This is a genomic window from Pseudomonas sp. PDM31 (assembly GCF_019218965.1).
GTDB lineage: Bacteria > Pseudomonadota > Gammaproteobacteria > Pseudomonadales > Pseudomonadaceae > Aquipseudomonas.
Genome location: NZ_JAHUWS010000002.1, coordinates 179342 through 198140, shown reverse-complemented (window position 1 = coordinate 198140; position 18799 = coordinate 179342). Strand labels below are relative to the sequence as shown.

Here is an 18799-nt window from a genome sequence, read left to right as displayed (position 1 = left end):
CCAGGTGGTCAATGCCCGGACGACTCCTTGTGGTTGTCGAGGGTGTCCAGCAGCGCCACCTGCATCCGCGTGTGCACGCGGATGAACCAGCGCCATAGCACCGCCGCTACGGTGGCCGCGACTATGGCAATGAGCACCAGCAACTTGTTGGTCGGCAAAATACTGGCCGACAAGGCTGCCAGCAGCAGGAAAATCACCAACAGCGACAGGATCGGGATCACCTCGGCAATTACCCGACGCACCCGCTGGGTATGTCGCCCCGCCATCTCGGGTTTCACGCCCATTTCCGCCAACAGCATCGACAGCGCCTTGAGCTTGCGATACGCAGCGATAAGGAATGGCAGCGACAACAACAGCGCGCCTCCCCAGATCAACGCTTTCTGCCAGCTTGGATCAGCGATCCAGTCTTGCAGATAAGCCGACATGCGTTCGGCGAAGTACGCACCGGAGAAAAAGATCGCGATCACCAGCGCCAGATTGACCCCTACCTGCAGCAAAATCCGCCGGATCATCGACGCCAGCAGCGCTCCCTCGCCTTGGGGCTGGATGCTGCGCAGCCATTCGCCATACATCCCCAGCACCCGCCCCAGGCGTTCAGGCACGATCCCCGCCAACTTGATCGACAATGGATCGGCCGCGCGGATCAGATAGGGCGTCAGCAACGTTGTAATGACCGAAACCGCCACGGCCACCGGATACAGAAAGCTGCTGGTGACCTGCAGGGTCATGCCCAGCGCAGCGATGATGAAAGAAAACTCGCCAATCTGCGACAAGCCCATACCGACGCGCAGCGAAGTGCGGCCATCATTGCCGGCGATAAACGCACCGAGACCACAGGACAGCATCTTGCCAAGGACCACCGCTACGGTGATCACCGCGATTGGCCAGGCGTACTGCAACAGGATCTGTGGGTCGAGCATCAAACCGATGGCAACGAAAAAAATGGCGCTGAACAGGTCGCGAACCGGCTCGATCAAGCGTTCTATTTTCAGCAACTGCCGGGACTCGGCCATGATCGCCCCGATCAGGAACGCGCCAAGCACCATGCTGTACTCGAGCTTGACCACCAGCAGGCAAAAACCGAAACACAGTCCCAGTACCGTGATCAGCAACATTTCATTGCTTTCGAATTTGGCCACATAGGCTAACAGGCGCGGCACCAGCAGGATGCCAATGACCAGGGCTACAATCATGAACAACGAAAGTTTGCCGACGGTCGAGAACACCTCGCCGGAACTGACCGTACCGCTGACCGCGATGCTTGAAAGCAAGGCGATGATGCCGATGCCGAGTATGTCTTCAACAATCAGCACGCCGAAAATCAGCTGCGCAAAACGCTCGTTTTTCAGTTTGAGATCGTTGAGTGCCTTGACGATGATGGTGGTCGAGGAGATTGCCAGGATCGCGCCGAGAAACAGTGAATCCATGGTGTTCCAGTCAAACCAGCGGCCGATCTCGTAGCCGATCCAGATCATCAGCACGATTTCCAGGAACGCCGCGATGAATGCCGTGGCACCCACCTTGAACAGCTTGCGCAAGCTGAACTCCAGCCCCAGGCAGAACATCAGGAAAATCACCCCGAGTTCCGCCAGGGTCTTGATCGTTTCTTCGTCGTGGATCAGGCCGAACGGCGGGGTGTGCGGGCCGATGATGAAGCCGGCGACGATATAACCCAGCACCACCGGCTGCTTGAGTCGGTGAAACACCACGGTCACCACACCTGCGATCAACATGATCACTGCCAGATCCTGAATGAAACTGATGGCATGCATGGCGTGTGGCTCCTTGATGACATTACTGCGCGCAAGAATAGCCATTGGAAAAAATGGCTTTTCGCAGCGTAACACCGCGACTTGTGGCAAAAAGGCGATGCAATATATGGAAACAGATCGATCCGGCGTGACGGCGACCAGACACCCGGCGTCCCGATAACTGATGGTTTGAAAAAACCGCCGAGGCACCCGCAGAGGTGCGTCCCTCAAACCTTGCCCTGATCCGTGAGAACGTTATGGAACCCGGAAACGCCCAGCTGTCGATGACGGTATTGATGACCCCCGACATGGCCAACTTCTCTGGCAATGTGCACGGCGGTACCCTGCTCAAGTACCTCGACGAAGTGGCCTACGCTTGCGCCAGCCGATATGCCGGCCGCTACGTGGTGACCCTTTCGGTGGACCAGGTGATTTTTCGCGAGCCGATCCATGTCGGCGAACTGGTGACCTTCCTCGCGTCGGTCAACTACACCGGCAACACGTCCATGGAAGTGGGTATCAAGGTGGTGACCGAGAACATCCGGGAGCGCTCGGTGCGCCATACCAACAGCTGCTTCTTCACCATGGTCGCGGTCGATGACCTGCGCAAACCAGCCTTGGTACCACAGCTGCAACCGCAGAACAGCGAAGACAAGCGTCGTTTCATCCAGGCTCAACAGCGCCGGCAGATTCGTCAGGAGCTGGAAAAACGCTATCAGGAGATCAAGGGCGACGCTTAAAGTAAAGTTCGCAGCCTGCTGCAGCTCCCTGAGCTGCCGCAGGCTGCGATCTTTGACTTTCAGTTCCTGCGCACAGTTTCCGGCGAGATACTCATCTGGTGCCAATAAACCCCACCCGCCAGACCTACCCTCAAGACACCTGCTTCAAAACTGGCGACACGGGAATCAACGCCGTGCCCCACAGACCAGCCGCAGCCGCGCCACCACTGAAGACAAATTGCGTCCCGGCACCACGCCGAATCGCCTGCGTCCCGGCAGCGATGGCCAACCAGGGTGAAGCACAGCCTGGATGACCCAGCATTGCATCAATGTCGTACACACCCGATCCATTCACTGGCATGCCGACTTTAACCATCACGCTGGCAATGGCGCCCGCCCCGCGAGCATCAATACCCGCTCGCCAAACCTGCTGGACTGATCTCGATTCAGGCGGCAGCCAATCAAGCGCCTGGCGCGTAGCGTAAAGCAAATCACCGGAGGGGGGCTTGCGCTCCTGCTCCGGTCGGTGAAGGTAGGCTATCGGCGGTAACGTGGCTTGCGTCAGACGGTTGCCAAACAACAACCCGACGGCAACTTCTGCCGTGCCTTCAGGCTGCTGCGGCGCAAACTGCACGGCCACAACCATCAGCATCGCCCGATCATCGATACGCTGGTCAAGCCACTGGTCCAGTGCCGTCAGACCGCGGCCATCAACTGGAGTCGTTTGCTGGCGAATGCCGGATTCTCGCCATGCCTGTCGCCAAACACGGCGCCACTGTTTCTCCGGCAAACCGGTATCGACATCCAGCAACAGGGCCAAGGGTTGATCGGCAGGCAACTGCGCCAGGGTCAGCGCCAGGTCGGCGAGCGTCTGCGTCCAAATACTCAGCAAGATGGATTCCGGATTTTCATCTGCATCGCAAGACAAACAACTATGGCGAAGTATCTTTCCATCCACCCTCGACGCCTGCGACTTCAGCGCTTGCTCCCCACTCATTAGTGCCTCCAGTTGTAGTTCCGAATCACCCGCAGGGTCTCCAAGAGCAGTCTGCAAGCTCACGCCCAATACCTGCTGCGAACGACGCCCCTGCTGCACCTTCCGGTTCAAGTCTTTTTCGCGAGCGCTATCCCAACCATCGGCGACGCCTTGTTCACCTACGTACAACAGCAAACGTCCGAATCCGAGCACGCACCAAGCCAAAAACGGAATGCCCAAGGCAAAGGTCCAGAAATCCGAAGGTTTCTGAGGTAACGATTCGCCACCGAACAACAACGCCCCACCGGTTCCCAGCAAACAACAGAACAGCAACATACCAAGCCAAAGTAAAAATCGAGGTCGCTGGGGGCTCGGTGCGAGCGGTGGCATTTTATCCAGTCTGATTGGCATTATTAAGTTACCCCGACTTCAAAACACAACCTTCTTAAATCCATCTACACCCCCAATAGAAATTATTAATCTTCAACAAACAATAGATCGAACAGGTTAAAACCAAGACTTGCGTCGACCCCCGTTATTTGCATCGAACATGAAACTTCTACCTATCACTCAGTGAAAAAAAATAACCAGAATCTCTAACCACAGCATCACCTACCTCTTCTATCGCTTCGCTAACAACTGTTTTCTTCCATAAAAATTTCCAGTACATGTGCGATTCATCACGTCCGCGTTCAAGCCTGTCACTTCCAGAAAAGCTTTCACCCGTAGCGTTTCGTGCGGAACACCAAACACACACGCTTACTCTGAGACTCTACGCCAAAAATATGTTGTATATGTCGCAGCGTATGTCCAACGAAAAACCGGATCTCCACTTGAAAAACCTTTTATCAACTCAATTCGTGCCTTGGTGCCGAATCGATAAAATATTGTTCGTGCATCTGCGCTATCACAAAAAAGATACAAGTCTATTCCTTATCTCGCCCAAGCTGCATGACGCGGCTACAAACTCATCGGACTCACACAAATTATTTTCAGATGCATTTGCGCTCGCACCGCCGAAGAACACACCCCAGAAAGAGAAAGTCATGACTCTTGTTACGCCCATAGAAACAACATCGCGTCAATTCATCTGTTTTCTTCGGATATATTTTCTTCACCAAGATCTATCGTCCGAATGCCTTCATATGCGCCATCAACAAAGTAGCTTACACCAGGAAGGGTGCAACTCTTATTGAATACCTTCACGTCTTGCTTCCTGACAACAACTTTATAACCTAACATTGACGAACGTTCAAATGAATAGAGATACTTGCCACTTACAAACCGAAGCGCACTCCCAATAGTTTCAGAATTTACCGAGGTATAGATGGTGAAAATTTCTTTTGGTGGAACTCTCCTTTCGGGAAACTGCATTTCGATTTTTGCCTGACCGGAGCCATAGGACGGTTTCCCAAAGCGATATTGCCCATATCCAGCATCTGGATGATGCATTCCCCTTTGCACAAATAGACGCAGCCTTCCCTATATAATCATGCCGACTCCGTTTGACATCAAAGGCACAACTAATATAAATATCCTCCCCCCTCCACGCACATTGTTTCATTTATATCCACGTATGGATCTCTCGCCCAAGATTCTGTTTGAGTTAGGGCGCACGCAATTATAAGAATAATTGTTATCTTTTTCACTCCAAAGCCCTTAGCGAGCTATCGCTTGAAATTTCATTCGAATCTGACAGATTCTTTCCTCTTCTGCATGAATAGTGCCTACTAGCTCACAGTTTTTCCTGTAGTACCTAGCCTCCTCAGGTGAACTTGTCAAATTTTCTATATGCGAAAATATTTTTTCCCTTGTCACAGAAGAAGCTCCCGCCATAACAGAAAGTGCGTTATAAAAGCCATCAGCGTTAACGCCCGTGTCTAAATATAATAACTCCATCACTCTTGATACTGTCAAAGAAGTGAGGCACGCCACTTTTTCAATTTCCGCCTCTTCACCTGGCGATACAGACACGTAAACATTTTCGCAATGAACTGCTTTGTATTGAATCCAAGCCCGCTCACTATCCAGAAGCAAATTCTCATGAGAAAACTCTGAATTTGCAACCATCGCCGAATACTGCTCGGTAAGTTTTTTATCAATTTTCTTGTACGCAACATCCGCGCACTGCAAGATATCTTTAGTAACAAAGCTATTTTTATTGCAATTTCCATCAGCAAAAGCTGGCGAAATCCATAAATAACTAATAGCGCAAAACGTTAGTGCCAGCAATCGCATATTAAACCTCTCTCAAAAAGTCGAGCCTCTTCTTCTCGCCGAATTATTAGCCCTCCAAGCCCGGCTTTCCCCTCCCAAAGTCTTTTCATTGAACGCAGTCTAGATGGGATTTTCTCGGGAGTTCGACTCAAAAAGTCGTCGTAAATTTGTTTCATTTCTAATCGAGAGTCAGTAGTTGGTCGAGTAAATGAGATCCCTCTATTCACTACGAGAGACAGCAATGCTCCTTGGCAGTGTGGATGCAGTTCCATCACTCCCGGATAAGCATCAATCACTAACTGCGCGTAGCGCTTTTTCATTCTTATGGCAAGAGCTATAGAATTCGCCTCGCTAATTGAGATGTGGCTTACGGTACTCAAGATACTTCTAGCTTGGTCCCCTTGTCTCCCGATAGCACCTATTAAAATTTCAATATCTGACCGAGCATAGATTTGAGAAAGATCTTGACGAACTTGAAATGCCGACTGCTGCCCCAAATCATATCCATAGCCAATAGTTACTCCGCTGGCACCAGCCGGCACATAAGGATATTTGCTATATCCTTCCTTGTCCAAAATAAACTGAAAAGACTCTTTTGAAACTACAAGAAGTCCTGCCGTCCCCTCCAACTCATAAGTTTCCACTACACACTCGTTAGGGCATTCAGTATTAAACCTGGCTGCTAATCCAATCGGATGAAAGTGATAAGCACTCCCCCACGAAGGCAATCCCACCTTTTCCGCTACCTCCCTCCACCACCCCATCTGCGCAATCCGCTGTTTCTCCGCTATCCAGTTCAAGTGCGGCGTCGAGCCGCTATGGCCAAGCAGCTCATCCAGTGCGTCCCATATCTTCGGCTGCTGAAACCACTCGCTTTCCTTGTAAAGGATCATCTGCGAAATCAACTGCGCATCAGCCGGGCGCTCGAGGGCCGCTTTCAGTTCATCAGTCGTTAGCGTGCCGTCGGGTTTGCGACCGATGATTTCGTACAACCGCGTTTTCATCGGGCCCTTGTCGTCTTTTTCGGCAATGGCACGGTAGCGCTCGCGTTCCTCCTCGCTTAAGCGGCCGATGGTGCTGAGAAAAGAAGCCAGCATGTGTTTGGGTCTGCTGTAGTCGACGATGACGCCGTAGCCCTCCCAAGCCCACGGGCTGACCCAACACGTGACGTCCGGCTCATCGCACACCCAGCCATCAAGAGGATTGTTGTCGGTGTCGTGAAGCAAATGTTTCAGGTAATACCAGGTACGCGCTTTGCGCGTCGAAGTCGCGGGCACGTGGTTTTTTTGATTTGCCGGCAGTCCATCCAGCAACTTTTTGGGGACCAGCAAATCGGCAGCACTGCGCGGGCTGGATTTACTCGACGCCTGCAATAGCGCAGCCGTGTCATTTCCTTCTGGGGGCACGACGGGCGTGCCCATGGGGAGTTTCAGCCAGGTTTTGTCTTTCTCCGGCAGGCGTTTGGCCCACTCCCGACAGGCATCGATGAAGTCCTCGACGTCATCACCACTGAAGGTTTCCAGGTGAAGTTTCTCATCCGGCTGACTTACGCCGCCGTCCTGATACAGACCGAGGTGGCCGATCAAGTCACCCGCCTTAATTGCAACAGGCTGATCAAGCACCACTATCTGATCGGTCTCTACTGGCTCAATGGCGCCTTCCAGTGAGTCAAAATGCACATACTGATCAATGCGTTCGAGCTTGCGAAACTCGCCAGCCCCACTGACCGTGACTTGCGAGTCAACCGGCAACACGAAAAGGATGTTATCTGAACCTGCAATCACCGGTTCAGCCCGGACGTTCACTGCCTTCGTCACGCGAGTTTCCTTGCGGTCCGGGTATATGAGCAACCGGGCGGCGACATATCCTTTGATCGAACCGTCCGGTTTGAGCAACTTCGCCGGTCCCAGGCTGCTCTCCAACCTGCGGAACTCGCCGGTGCCACTGATTGCTACTTCGGCGCCTCGCGGCAGAAAGTCGATGACCTTGCCATGCCGCCTGTTGTAAACATTCAACCCAAGCTGCTCGGGCCGACCGGGGCGAGCGTCTTTTGCCGTCTGTTTCACACGAAAAGTTGCACGCTCGGGCCAGAATGGCGGGCGGGCGAGGTTGGCATCCTGCTGGTACTTCGCCCAATCCTGCAGATGCATGTAGAGGCTATAGAAAGTCAGGCTCGGTGGAATGTCCTGACTGCCTTGAATCTTCGGCGGCTGGAGGTGATGGCGAACCAACACGAAGTTGCGCGAAAAGGGTTTTTCGACTGTTTTATCTTTGTCGAAGTAGGCGGTTCTCGGCGAATGCGTATCGATGCGGTAAGCCACCACTTCCCCGTCAGCCAGGCAAAACACGCTGGATTGCTGCAGGGTTCCGACGGTGCCTTTGTCAAAGTGAACACCGCCGTGCCACATGCCGGCGCTTCCAAGTGGGTAATAGCCGGCCACCGCTTTGGCCAGGTGAGTCAGTTGCATGAGCGGATCGCGCATGTCCTTGAACGGATGGCACCAGTTTTCCACGGGGCGCAGTGTGCTGGGGGCAGGCTCTGCAAAAGGGGATGCGGGGGAAGAATGGCTATCAGGCTCGGGCAAGTCAGAGACCTGCGCTGCATCAGATCGCGAAGTGGTGTCGTACTTGTGGAGTCCAAAAAGTCGATGAAGAACACTGGCCATGTTGCATGTCGCTCCTTGTTTTGCAAAAGGGGTCAACCAGAGAGATGCACACGTCCCGGGGCATCAGATTCATGCTCGGTTAATTCAGAGCGATAACGGTCCGACAGTCTTCTGGAAGCTCGAAATCGTAGAAATAGGAAATGTCCCGAAGGAACGTAGGATCGGTCTGGGATGGCGGCGCGCCAGGTCTGTCAGGTCTTGTACGGAATTGCCGATTGGTTGTGGCGAGGTTTTTTTGGCTTTTATTTGCAGCGTTTTTGCGAGCGAACCGATACTTGTTTAAACGTCTTCGAGGTTACTTCGCGAAAGCTACATCACCTTGCGCCGTTGCCTACGGTTACGCCAGAATCCGTCGGCTTGTGCGCCCTAGGGGCCCTCGGTAACTTGATTCGCGTCACTGATTGCCAGTGATCGGGTTTAGTCGCCCGGGCAAGGTTAAAGCGGTCGCATGAGCAACCTCAGTCAGGTACACGCCTGCATTTGATGGTGGCTGTGCGCTTGGCGTCTTCGGGCGCGCCGGTTTTTGCTTTCCTTGCCGGTCGACTAACTTGCGCACAGCCGCCACCCCTTCGTTTAGTCGCGAGATGGTGCGGTCCTACTACTTAAGGAAGCACTTATGATCAAACCAACACCGAATCCGCCCGACGACAATCCCGCAACAACATTCGAGCGCATCCCCTCAACAGCCGATATCCGAGCCACTCCCCGGAAACTGTGCACGATGTTTTTCGTTAAACCTGAACTCGGTACCGAAAGCCTCCTGGCCCATGCGTGTGAATCGTTGGCTTCGGCCAATATCATGACAATGGATCTGGCGGACCGGACGGTGGGGGCGAGTCGTAATACCCTGTTGGGAATCGCGCAAGTCATCATGCTGGGGGAGTTGGCGGTGAACCGGGCTTTGGATCGAATCCAATTGCCTGGGTAGAAGAGCAAAAGATCGCAGCCTGCGGCAGTTCCTACAGGAGTCCGGTACAACCGTTAATTTACGGGTGTACACAAAACCTGTAGTTGCCGCAGGCGGCGATCGTTTCGCCATACCCGAATCAGAGACTGATCGCTGTCGCCTCAAACCGCACTCGCGGATGGGCAATCCGGTCCTGAGCCCGCACCAGCTCCAGTTCATAACTGGCGCAGGCCTGGGTTTCCAGCAGGACTTCGTGCACCGCCGAGGCGGCGAATTCAAACGCTGCGACGAGGCTATCGCCAATCAGCACGCGCGCCAGGAACAGACCGGAAGTCAGGTCGCCGACACCCACCGGCTGACGCGGGAACGCCAGCAGCGGTCGCTGCAAGTGCCAGCTGCCTTCTGCCGTCACCAGCAGCATCTCAAAGACTTCTGTCGACTTGCCGGGATAGTCCAGATGCTTGACCAGCACCGCCTTCGGGCCACGCGCCAGCAGCGCCCGGGCCATTGCCAGGCAATCGAGCAGTGACTGCGGCTTACGGCCCGAGAAGCTGTCGAGCTCCAGTTGATTGGGGCACATGAAATCCGCCACGGCGGCGGCCTCCTCCAGCAGGAAGTCGCTGACTTCAGCCGGTACGCTGCAACCCTTCTCCGGGTGTCCCATCACCGGATCGCACAGATACAGTGCCTTGGGGTTCATCGACTTGATCTTCGCCACACCCGTCAGAATCGCTCGGCCCTGGGCTGCGCTGCCCAGATAACCGGAGAGCACTGCATCGCAGTTACCCAGCTCGCCAATCGCCGCAATGCCGTCGACCAGATCAGGAATCTGATGCGGTGCCAGCACCTCACCGGCCCACTGGCCGTACTGGGTGTGGTTGGAGAACTGCACGGTATTGAGCGGCCAGACATTTACCCCGACCCGCTGCATCGGGAAAACTGCGGCACTGTTGCCAGCGTGACCAAACACCACGTGGGACTGGATAGCGAGCAAATGGGGTGTACGTTTCATGCGGTGGATATCCGTAAAACGATTGAAATTCAAGCCGCGCAGTATGCGACTAAACACAGCCTGTACGACAGACCGGCGACGCAGTTAAGCTGACACTATCTTGTTGGAGCACCCAGTTGATGCTGACCCTTGGAAATATCTTCGTGCTGATGCTGTTCGCCACCGCTGGCGCATGGCTGTGGCACAACCACGGCTTGCGCGAGCGGGCGCTGGAGCGGGTCAAGCAGCATTGCAGCAAACTCGGGGTCGAGTTGCTGGATGGCAACGTGGCCCTGAAAAAAATCGGTTTTATCAAAGACGCCAATGGTCGCCGACGCCTGGCCCGTGTGTACAACTTCGAGTTCACCGTCACCGGCGAAACCCGCCACAACGGCACCATCACCCAGTTTGGCGCTCACAGCGCACAGATTGAACTGGCGCCCTACCCGGTACCATTCGACGAGCCAGAGACGGTGGTCGATGTAGTGAAACCTCGTGCCGAAGTGATCGAGTTGAGCCAGTGGCGTCAGGAACATTCCAAGTGGAAGCCTTGAGCCTTCAATTCAATTTTTAGCGGCAACCCGCCAGTCCACGCTGCAGCTCTTCGATATTCTGCGGTTCGCTGAAAATCAACTCGATGCGAGAGTCCTGCCGCCATTCACTGGGCTGCCAGTCCAGCGCCGAGTTATCCAACGCGTTCGCCGACACCCACTTCTCTGCACTGCGGATAACCAGCTTCGCCCGCCTCCAGGCAAAACCTGCCAGCCACTGATCGGTGAGCGCAGTGTCGAAAACCTGGCTCGGATGCCAGCGCCAACCGATGCTCCAACTGTTTTCCTGCTCCTGACTCAGGCAAATCGGTAGTTCGGGATCGATCCAGACGGCCGGCATCTGCGCCAATCCTTTGAGTGCGATGAAGTTATCCACACCGGCTACCGCCTGAGCGGCAAGTCCCGGCAACTCAACTAAAGGCAATGCTGCTTGCTGCGCCCAATACAAGGGTCGCAATGGCAGCTGTGCGGCGATCCGCCGGCGACTGTCATCATCGAGATTTTCAGACTTGTTCAGCACCAGGAGCCCTGCCGTGTGCAGTGCCTCCTGCTGCGCATCCGGCAACGGCCTGCCGGACGCGAGTGCCTGAGCATCCAGCACCAGCACGCAAGGTTGTACGGCCAACACCCCTTGCCACGGCGCCTCGCTCAATTGCCTGAGCAACTGCGCAGGATGCCCCAACCCCGAAGGTTCGATGAACAGCCGATCCGGCTTCGCCTTGCGCAACAATCGCCCCAGGCCGATCTGAAATGGCGCGCCGTTTACGCAACACAAGCAGCCGCCAGCCACTTCACCCAAGGCGATACCGTCGTCGTCCTGGGCAAGTAGCGCAGCGTCGAGGCCGATCTGGCCGAACTCATTGATCAACACCGCCCAGCGCTCGCCGTCAGGACGTTGAGCCATCAGATGTTTGATCAGACTGGTCTTGCCGGCGCCCAACGGACCGGCAATGACGTGGGTGGGAATGTTCTGCAGCATGTCTGGTGATTTCTGAGGGTTATCTGGCTGATCGCCAATATGCCCGATAATCACTGCAGGCGTCAGGCAGCTTCTTCATACCAGGGGCCGAACGGATCCGGGAACAAGCGCCATCCCTCGACGCCAAGGACCATTTCATCGTCCGTCAGCAGGCATTCGTCGAGCTCGGTACTGAGTTGCGCGAAGTCGATGTTTTGACCGATAAACACTAGCTCCTGGCGGCAATCACCGCTGGCCTCAGTCCAGTTTTCCATGATGGCGGCTTTACCCTCCCAGTCTTGCGGCCACTGGTCCTTCGGTACGAAACGCCACCAGCGCCCGGCAAAACCGTGGCGCATCAAACCGCCGGCCTGGGACCAACTCCCGGCATCCATATGCTTGCTCGCCAGCCAGAAAAAGCCCTTGGAGCGCAACAGCTTCCCGTTCACCCACGGGCGATCGATAAAACTGAAGAAGCGCTGCGGATGGAACGGCCTGCGCGCTCGGTAAGCGCTGGAGGCGATACCGTACTCCTCGGTTTCCGGGACGTGTTCGCCGTGCAGTTCGCGCAGCCAGCCTGGTGCCTGAGCGGCTTTGTCGAAGTCGAAATAACCAGTGTCGAGGATTTTCCCCAGCGGAACTTCACCCATGACCATCGGAATGATTTCCGCCTGGGCATTGAGCCGCTCCAGTATGGCGATCAGCTCCTGGCGCTCGGAACGGGTGATCAAATCGATCTTGCTGATCAGAATCACATCGGCAAACTCGACCTGCTCGATCAACAGATCAGTGATCGAACGTTCGTCGCCTTCACCGAGGGTTTCACCTCGGGAAGCGAGGCTTTCGGCGGCCTGATAGTCGAGCAGGAAGTTCACGCCGTCGACCACTGTGACCATGGTGTCGAGACGGGCGATGTCGGCCAGGCTCTGCCCGCCCTCATTGCGAAAGGTAAAGGTTTCCGCCACGGGTAAAGGTTCGGAAATGCCGGTAGATTCGATCAACAGGTAGTCGAAACGACCGTCCCTCGCGAGTTTGCTCACTTCCTCGAGCAGGTCTTCGCGCAACGTACAGCAAATACAGCCATTGCTCATCTCCACCAGCTTCTCTTCTGCGCGATTCAGGCTGACATCACGCTGGACTTCACTGCCATCGATGTTGATTTCGCTCATATCGTTAACGATTACGGCGACTCGAAGATTGTCGCGATTACGTAGTATGTAATTGAGAAGTGTACTTTTTCCGGCACCCAGAAAGCCGGAAAGGACGGTCACGGGAAGGCGGTTGGGCATCAGGACGTTCCTCACAGGAGAAAAAAGCATCGTCACGCTAATTGATATACTATAACATTTCAATCAATTGCTCTGATGGACCTGCCGATGAACGCGTTGCTTATGCCAGATATCGCCACGCAAACCTCACACGAAACCATACCGCTGGAGTGGGTGGGCATGTGCGGTATTGCTCTACCCGTGTTGTTCGATGGCCAGCGCCTAAACGCGAGCGTCGATGCCGGTGTCAGCCTGGATGATGGAAACGCGCGCGGCATTCATATGTCTCGGCTGTACCTGGCCTTGGAAGGGCTCGAGCACGAAAGCCTGTCTCCAGCTTCATTGCGGCGCGTTCTGCAGAACTTTCTTGAAAGCCACGAAGGCCTATCCAACGCAGCTCACTTAAAAATTCACATGCAAGTGCTGCTGAAAAGACCGGCATTGATCAGTCCATTGAGCGGCTGGAAAAGCTATCCGGTTAGCATCGAAGCGCATTTGAAATACCCGATGTTCCACGTGGAACTAAAAATCGATGTGCCTTATTCCTCAACTTGCCCATGTTCCGCAGCGCTATCGCGTCAATTGATCCAGCAGAAATTTGTCGATGATTTTGCTAACCGCACGCTGGACCACGCCGATGTTCTGGTTTGGCTCGGCTCTACCAACGGCATTGTCGCCACGCCCCACAGCCAACGAAGCACAGCGAAGCTGCGTCTGCGGCTGGATGACTTTCTGGATGATCTGCCGCTGATTGCGATCATCGACAACGCAGAAAAAGCACTGGGCACCGCTGTACAAACAGCAGTGAAGCGCGCCGACGAACAAGCATTTGCCTTGGCCAACGGTCAGAACCTGATGTTCTGCGAAGACGCCGCCCGACGCCTGAACCTGTCCCTGAAACGCTCCCCGGGCATCACCGCCTTCCACATCCGTGTCGTCCACGCCGAAAGCCTTCATGCCCATGACGCCATCGCCGAGAGCGCCTTCAACTGGGAGGTAAAATGATTGATTGCATCCACACCCATGCAACGCAGTGGCAGTGACGATTGGCGAGTTCACCTCCATCGCCCACCGCTCGATTGTTCATGGCCCGTGCACCGTGGGCGATCGAGTTTTCATCGGTTTCAACAGCGTGCTGTTCAACTGTGTAGTCGGTAACCGCTGCGTGGTACGGCACAACTCGGTGGTCGACGGCCGCAACTTGCCGGATGCCTTTTACGTGGCCTCTACCACCCGTATCGGCCCCGAAACCGACCTCAGCCGTTTTCCAATGGTGAGTGCCTGTGCTTCGGAGTTTTCCGAGGATGTAGCTCGTACGAACGTCGATCTGGTACGTGGCTACAAAGCCCTGCAGAACGAGTTCTGAGCATGAAGGCCACTGTTGATGACCGCGCAAGACAATCGTCTAAATGACAGCGGCCGGTACTGCCTCTATGGTTAAGACGCTAGCGCATGTGATCGAAATAGCCGAGAACAATATCAACATGATCCAGATCACCTTGCCCGACGGTTCATTGCGTGAATACGACCAGCCCCTGACCGTACACGAGTTGGCTGCGAGCATTGGCTCGGGTCTGGCCAGCGCAGCGGTAGCAGGTCGGGTGGATGGGATGTTGGTTGACTGCGAACACATGATCCAGGCGAATGCTCGTGTCAGTATCGTCACGCCCAGGGAGCCAGATGGCCTGGAGATCCTGCGCCGCTCCTGTGCGCTGATGCTGGCCATGGCGCTCAAGCAGCTCCACCCCACGGCACAACTGCGTGCGGGGTCGGAATTGGGAGATGGGTTTTACTACGAATTCGTAGTCGAGCAGCCGTTGCTGCCGGTCGATCTGCCGCTGATCGAAGCTCGCATGCAGGCGCTGGCGGCAACCAACCATTCAATCCGGCGTCAGGAAATGGCAAGGACCTCCAAGGCCCTGTCTTTATACCGTCTCGGGGACACCGATTACCTGACCACAGGCCCTCAGGTGCCTGCTACCAGGGTATTGCAGGCGTTCGCCCTGGATCACATCAGCGGAACGTTGCAGCAACGGATCTATGGCACGTGCTGGTCCAGCCACCAGGAACTACAGGATTGGCGTATTCCACCGCAAGTGATGGTCGTTAGCATGGACGACCGACAGGCGACTTATGCCCAGTCCGTGACCGAGACCTTACGTCAAAGCGGCATCCGCGCCAGTGCAGACTTACGCAACGAGAAAGTCCACTACAAGCTCCGTGAACACAGCCAGACCGTGCCGTATCTGGTGGTGATTGGCGAGAGGGAAGAAGCCGGTGGGTTTGTCAGCGTGCGTAGTCGCAACGGGGCGAATTTTGGCAGGATGGAGATCGAAGCGCTGTGCCAGTGGTTTAACCAGCCGGGTATATTCGCCGCCGGTGCAGATGCCATCGCGAGCAAGCGCGCTCCCACATCGGATGCATGACTGCAACCCATTGTTGAAACGAGCTTGCCAGGTAATCCCGGACTTCTTTAAGCCCTGGGCTTGACTGTGCCGCAATCTCCGCCCAGCCACACGGCGCGGGATTCTAGGCTACCCTTCTGCTGAATACCGGTGGCGTTGAAGGTACCGTTGACCTTGGTAGTGAATTCGCGATCACTGAGGAATGTGGCCACTCCTGAACCCTGGGCACGTGGACAGCTGAAGCGGAACTTCCACTGATTACCGGTGCGTTCGGTGATTTCCTGCTTGCAGCCCGATTGCGGGTCGGTCAACGGAATGTCGTCGGTCCTGACCTGCTCCGGAGTCAGGCAGGCGCGAATGCCCTTGCCGCCCATGGAGATGCCCTGCTTCTCCAGTTGAGCACGCTGTTCAGGAGTGATCTGGTTCTGGATCTGTCCAAGGATCAATTGCAGGTCCGGCATGTTCTGGTCATCGACCTTCATGTTGCTTGTGGTCAGCTCCCACAAACCTGGCTGAAGCATCTGAGCCTGAGCGGCGACAGGAAGTGCCACCCCCAACACCATGGCCAAACCCAGCAGACGAACGTTCATTGAGTAACTCCTGATCAGTAGTGGCTGTTAGACGTCAGCCGTCGGCTTCGGTTCATGGGCCAATTAATTAGCGACATTCTGCACGGAACATGGTCTGTTAAGCATTGAATCTTCAGGAGCAGGGCTGCCCCCATGGATTATTTTGGACCACATATTTTCGGTTACACCATTGCACTGGTGCATACGCTTGGCATGATCGCGGCCATACACGCGGTGCTGACCGTTCGCACAGCCCAAGGCTCGATCGCCTGGGCCCTGTCGTTGTTTTTCATACCCTACCTGACGCTTATCCCGTATCTGGTGTTCGGCCGCAGCACCTTCGATGGCTACATCAAGGCCCGCCGCCAGGCCAACGAGGAGATGCGCAAAGCCATCTCCGAGCTCAACTGGCGCCCTTGGGTAGAAGAAGCGCTTAGTGCTCGTGCTTCCAGCGCCTACGACTCCTTGCGAGCGATGCCAAAGCTCGGACATATGCCGTGCCTGGCAAACAACGAAGTGCGCCTGCTGATCAATGGCCAAGCCACCTACGACGCCATTTTCGAGGCCATCAGCCAGGCGAAGGAAGCCGTACTGATTCAGTTTTTCATCGTCCACGACGACCGTCTCGGTCAACGCCTTCATAACCTGATGCTGAAGAAAGCGGCCGAGGGTGTGGCGATCTATTTGCTATACGACCGCATCGGCAGCCACTCCCTGCCCCGCAAATACGTACAGGCATTGCGCGATGGTGGTGTCGAGGTCAAGGCCTTCGCCACTCGCAGCGGCTGGCTCAATCGCTTTCAGGTCAACTTTCGCAACCATCGCAAGATAGTGGTGGTGGACGGAGTTCTTGGTTTTGTCGGCGGGCACAACGTCGGCGATGAATACATGGGCGAGAAACCGCCTCTGGCACCCTGGCGCGATACCCACGTAAAAGTACGCGGCCCGGTAGTAGCCTGCATGCAGGAATCCTTTGCAGAGGACTGGTTCTGGGCGGCGCGTAAACTGCCACCGCTGATCCTTCCACAGGTCTACCCTGACGACGGGGTGCTATGCCAATTACTCGCCAGCGGCCCGGCAGACTCCTTCGAGACATGTTCATTGTTCTTCCTTGAAGCTATCTACGCTGCCACCGAACGGATATGGATCACCACGCCCTACTTCATTCCTGACGAGGCGGTGTTCGCCGGCTTGCGCCTGGCAGTGATGCGCGGCGTCGATGTGCGGATCCTCCTGCCGGCCCGGCCTGACCACCGTATCGTCTACGCCGCTTCCAGTCTTTATGCCTTCGAAGCCGCGCGCGCAGGTGTGCGGATGTTCCGCTACGAACCCGGGTTCATGCATCAGAAAGTGTTGCTGATCGACAACGAGCTCAGTGCCATCGGCAGCGCCAACATGGACAACCGTTCGTTCCGCCTGAATTTCGAAGTGATGTTGCTGACCGTCGACAGAAAGTTCGCCGCCGAGGTGGAACAGATGCTGAACGACGACTTCGCCCTAGCCACTGAAATCGCCAAGGATGAAGGCCGGGAGGCCCACCGCCTGCAAAAAGTCGGCATGCGGGTCGCCCGGCTTATTGCGCCGATTCTTTAAGGGTTGTAAATATCATCCCGGGTCCATGGCAGTTCATGACTGCCATCGGCGTGGGCTTTCACCGCGAGAATCTGGTGCAGGTTCATCCAGCCCCTTGCGAAACCGTAGGCGCACCCTGCCAGGTACAGGCGCCAGATCCGCAGCACCTGTTCCGGCACCAGTCTGGAAGCGGCGTCGAGGTTGTCCTCCAGACGTTCGCTCCAGTGATCCAGCGTGCGCGCATAGTGCAGGCGCAGGCTCTCGACATCGACGATTTCCAGCCCAGCCTCGCTGATCTCGGCGGAAATCATCGACAGGTGCGGCAACTCGCCGTTAGGAAATACGAACTTCCCGATGAACTCACCGGCACCGCGTCCCACCGGCCGTCCATCGATGGATTTGGCCGTGATACCGTGATTCATCACCAGACCGCCCTCTTTCACCGCGCCGAACAGGGTTTTGCAGTACTCGGCGAGATTGGCGTGACCGACGTGTTCGAACATGCCGACACTGACCACTTTGTCGAAACGCCCGTCCTGGGGAAGGTCGCGATAGTCGAGCAATTGCAGTTCGACCAGGTCCTCCAGGCCCTCGGCTTTGACCCGTTCACGGGCCAGCGCCAGTTGCTCCTTGCTCAGCGTGATACCGAACACTTTCGCGCCAAACTCTCGCGCCGCGTATCGCGCCAGTCCGCCCCAGCCGCAGCCAACATCCAGCAAATATTCGCCAGGTTGCAGGCGCAATTTGCGGCACAAATGCCGAAACTTGGCCTGCTGGGCTTGCTCAAGGGTTTCGCTGCCGGTTTCGAAATATGCGCAGGAGTAGGCCATGTCGCTGTCGAGAAACAGCTGATAAAAGGCATTGGAAAGGTCGTAGTGATAGGAGATCGCCTTGGCGTCGGTGTCCTTGTCATGGACGGTGCGCACCGGCTGATTGTCGTCTTCCTCGTTCAACAAGGCCTGACTCCATTCATCGCAGACGCGAATCACATCGCTGATGGAGCCTTCGAGTTCCAGCTTGCCTTCGACGAATGCCGCCCCGAGCGCATCCAGGCTGGGATGGGTGAACTGGGTGACCATTTGCGGGTCCTTGACCACAATCGTGACGCTGGGCGTCGGCCCCAGATTGAATTCGTGGCCGTCCCAGAGTCGCAGGCGAAGCGGTAACTGCAGATTCTGTAAGGCCGGTGGAAGTTGCGCGAGCATGAAAATTCCCCTTGTTTCAGACTTCTGATCAGAGGGTAGACCAT

At 55.7% G+C, this 18799-nt stretch carries 16 protein-coding genes and 1 pseudogene; 7 read left to right on the top strand and 10 right to left on the bottom strand.

The window, feature by feature from the left end:
• Nucleotides 1–8 precede the first annotated feature (8 nt).
• Complete coding sequence (locus tag KW839_RS04110; protein ID WP_060540235.1) at nucleotides 9–1772, bottom strand: cation:proton antiporter; 1764 nt, start codon at nucleotides 1770–1772, stop codon at nucleotides 9–11.
• Nucleotides 1773–2008: 236 nt separating this feature from the next.
• Here KW839_RS04110 and KW839_RS04105 point away from each other — a divergent pair, with 236 nt between their 5' ends.
• On the top strand, nucleotides 2009–2491 hold the full coding sequence (locus KW839_RS04105; RefSeq protein WP_060540236.1) for an acyl-CoA thioesterase: 483 nt from the start codon (nucleotides 2009–2011) through the stop codon (nucleotides 2489–2491).
• Nucleotides 2492–2621: 130 nt separating this feature from the next.
• Here KW839_RS04105 and KW839_RS04100 read toward each other — a convergent pair whose 3' ends face one another.
• The 4 genes from KW839_RS04100 to KW839_RS04085 all read right to left on the bottom strand — a co-directional run bounded on the left by KW839_RS04100 (nucleotide 2622) and on the right by KW839_RS04085 (nucleotide 8329).
• Nucleotides 2622–3857, bottom strand: coding sequence for a hypothetical protein (locus tag KW839_RS04100; RefSeq protein WP_218423503.1), 1236 nt, complete (start codon nucleotides 3855–3857; stop codon nucleotides 2622–2624).
• Nucleotides 3858–4532: 675 nt separating this feature from the next.
• A complete protein-coding gene (locus KW839_RS04095; protein ID WP_218423501.1) occupies nucleotides 4533–4898 on the bottom strand; it encodes a hypothetical protein in 366 nt (121 codons plus the stop codon).
• A 207-nt stretch (nucleotides 4899–5105) separates the two neighbouring features.
• The gene (locus tag KW839_RS04090) at nucleotides 5106–5684 is read right to left on the bottom strand and encodes a lysozyme inhibitor LprI family protein (protein WP_218423499.1); all 579 of its coding nucleotides are present in this window, start codon (nucleotides 5682–5684) and stop codon (nucleotides 5106–5108) included.
• The gene (locus KW839_RS04085) at nucleotides 5666–8329 is read right to left on the bottom strand and encodes a hypothetical protein (protein WP_218423498.1); all 2664 of its coding nucleotides are present in this window, start codon (nucleotides 8327–8329) and stop codon (nucleotides 5666–5668) included. The genes KW839_RS04090 and KW839_RS04085 overlap by 19 nt, the downstream gene beginning before the upstream one ends.
• A 616-nt stretch (nucleotides 8330–8945) precedes the next feature.
• On the opposite strand from KW839_RS04085, the gene KW839_RS04080 reads away from it, so the two are divergent.
• Entirely contained in the window at nucleotides 8946–9257 is a 312-nt protein-coding gene (locus KW839_RS04080) for a DUF6124 family protein (protein ID WP_218423497.1), read from the top strand.
• 118 nt (nucleotides 9258–9375) lie between these two features.
• Here the strand turns inward: KW839_RS04080 and pdxY are convergent, their stop codons facing one another.
• A complete protein-coding gene (pdxY, locus tag KW839_RS04075; protein WP_060540237.1) occupies nucleotides 9376–10248 on the bottom strand; it encodes a pyridoxal kinase PdxY in 873 nt (290 codons plus the stop codon).
• 119 nt (nucleotides 10249–10367) lie between these two features.
• Here pdxY and KW839_RS04070 point away from each other — a divergent pair, with 119 nt between their 5' ends.
• Nucleotides 10368–10781 (top strand): DUF3301 domain-containing protein, encoded by a 414-nt coding sequence (locus KW839_RS04070; RefSeq protein ID WP_060540238.1) that lies wholly within the window; start codon nucleotides 10368–10370, stop codon nucleotides 10779–10781.
• A 16-nt stretch (nucleotides 10782–10797) separates the two neighbouring features.
• On the opposite strand, the gene KW839_RS04065 is transcribed toward KW839_RS04070, so the two are convergent.
• Together KW839_RS04065 and zigA are read right to left on the bottom strand one after the other, a co-directional pair.
• A complete protein-coding gene (locus KW839_RS04065) occupies nucleotides 10798–11757 on the bottom strand; it encodes a GTP-binding protein (RefSeq protein WP_218423495.1) in 960 nt (319 codons plus the stop codon).
• Between the two features lie 62 nt (nucleotides 11758–11819).
• The gene (gene zigA, locus KW839_RS04060) at nucleotides 11820–13025 is read right to left on the bottom strand and encodes a zinc metallochaperone GTPase ZigA (RefSeq protein ID WP_218423493.1); all 1206 of its coding nucleotides are present in this window, start codon (nucleotides 13023–13025) and stop codon (nucleotides 11820–11822) included.
• Between the two features lie 87 nt (nucleotides 13026–13112).
• Between zigA and folE2 the strand changes: the two genes are divergently transcribed.
• The 3 genes and pseudogenes from folE2 (at nucleotide 13113) to KW839_RS04045 (ending at nucleotide 15430) form a co-directional block, all read left to right on the top strand.
• On the top strand, nucleotides 13113–14009 hold the full coding sequence (gene folE2 / locus KW839_RS04055) for a GTP cyclohydrolase FolE2 (RefSeq protein WP_218423492.1): 897 nt from the start codon (nucleotides 13113–13115) through the stop codon (nucleotides 14007–14009).
• Between the two features lie 28 nt (nucleotides 14010–14037).
• Nucleotides 14038–14370 (top strand): annotated as a pseudogene (locus KW839_RS04050) (carbonate dehydratase); the annotation flags it as partial.
• Nucleotides 14371–14488: 118 nt separating this feature from the next.
• Nucleotides 14489–15430: a His/Gly/Thr/Pro-type tRNA ligase C-terminal domain-containing protein gene (locus tag KW839_RS04045; protein WP_060540406.1), complete on the top strand. Its 942-nt coding sequence runs from the start codon at nucleotides 14489–14491 to the stop codon at nucleotides 15428–15430.
• Nucleotides 15431–15477: 47 nt separating this feature from the next.
• On the opposite strand, the gene KW839_RS04040 is transcribed toward KW839_RS04045, so the two are convergent.
• On the bottom strand, nucleotides 15478–15999 hold the full coding sequence (locus KW839_RS04040; RefSeq protein ID WP_218423490.1) for a DUF3617 domain-containing protein: 522 nt from the start codon (nucleotides 15997–15999) through the stop codon (nucleotides 15478–15480).
• 132 nt (nucleotides 16000–16131) lie between these two features.
• Between KW839_RS04040 and cls the strand changes: the two genes are divergently transcribed.
• The gene (cls, locus tag KW839_RS04035) at nucleotides 16132–17571 is read left to right on the top strand and encodes a cardiolipin synthase (RefSeq protein ID WP_218423489.1); all 1440 of its coding nucleotides are present in this window, start codon (nucleotides 16132–16134) and stop codon (nucleotides 17569–17571) included.
• Here cls and cfaB read toward each other — a convergent pair.
• Nucleotides 17568–18755, bottom strand: a complete 1188-nt coding sequence (gene cfaB / locus KW839_RS04030) for a C17 cyclopropane fatty acid synthase CfaB (protein ID WP_218423488.1) — start codon at nucleotides 18753–18755, stop codon at nucleotides 17568–17570. The two genes, cls and cfaB, sit on opposite strands and share 4 nt — an antisense overlap.
• Nucleotides 18756–18799: the final 44 nt, after the last annotated feature.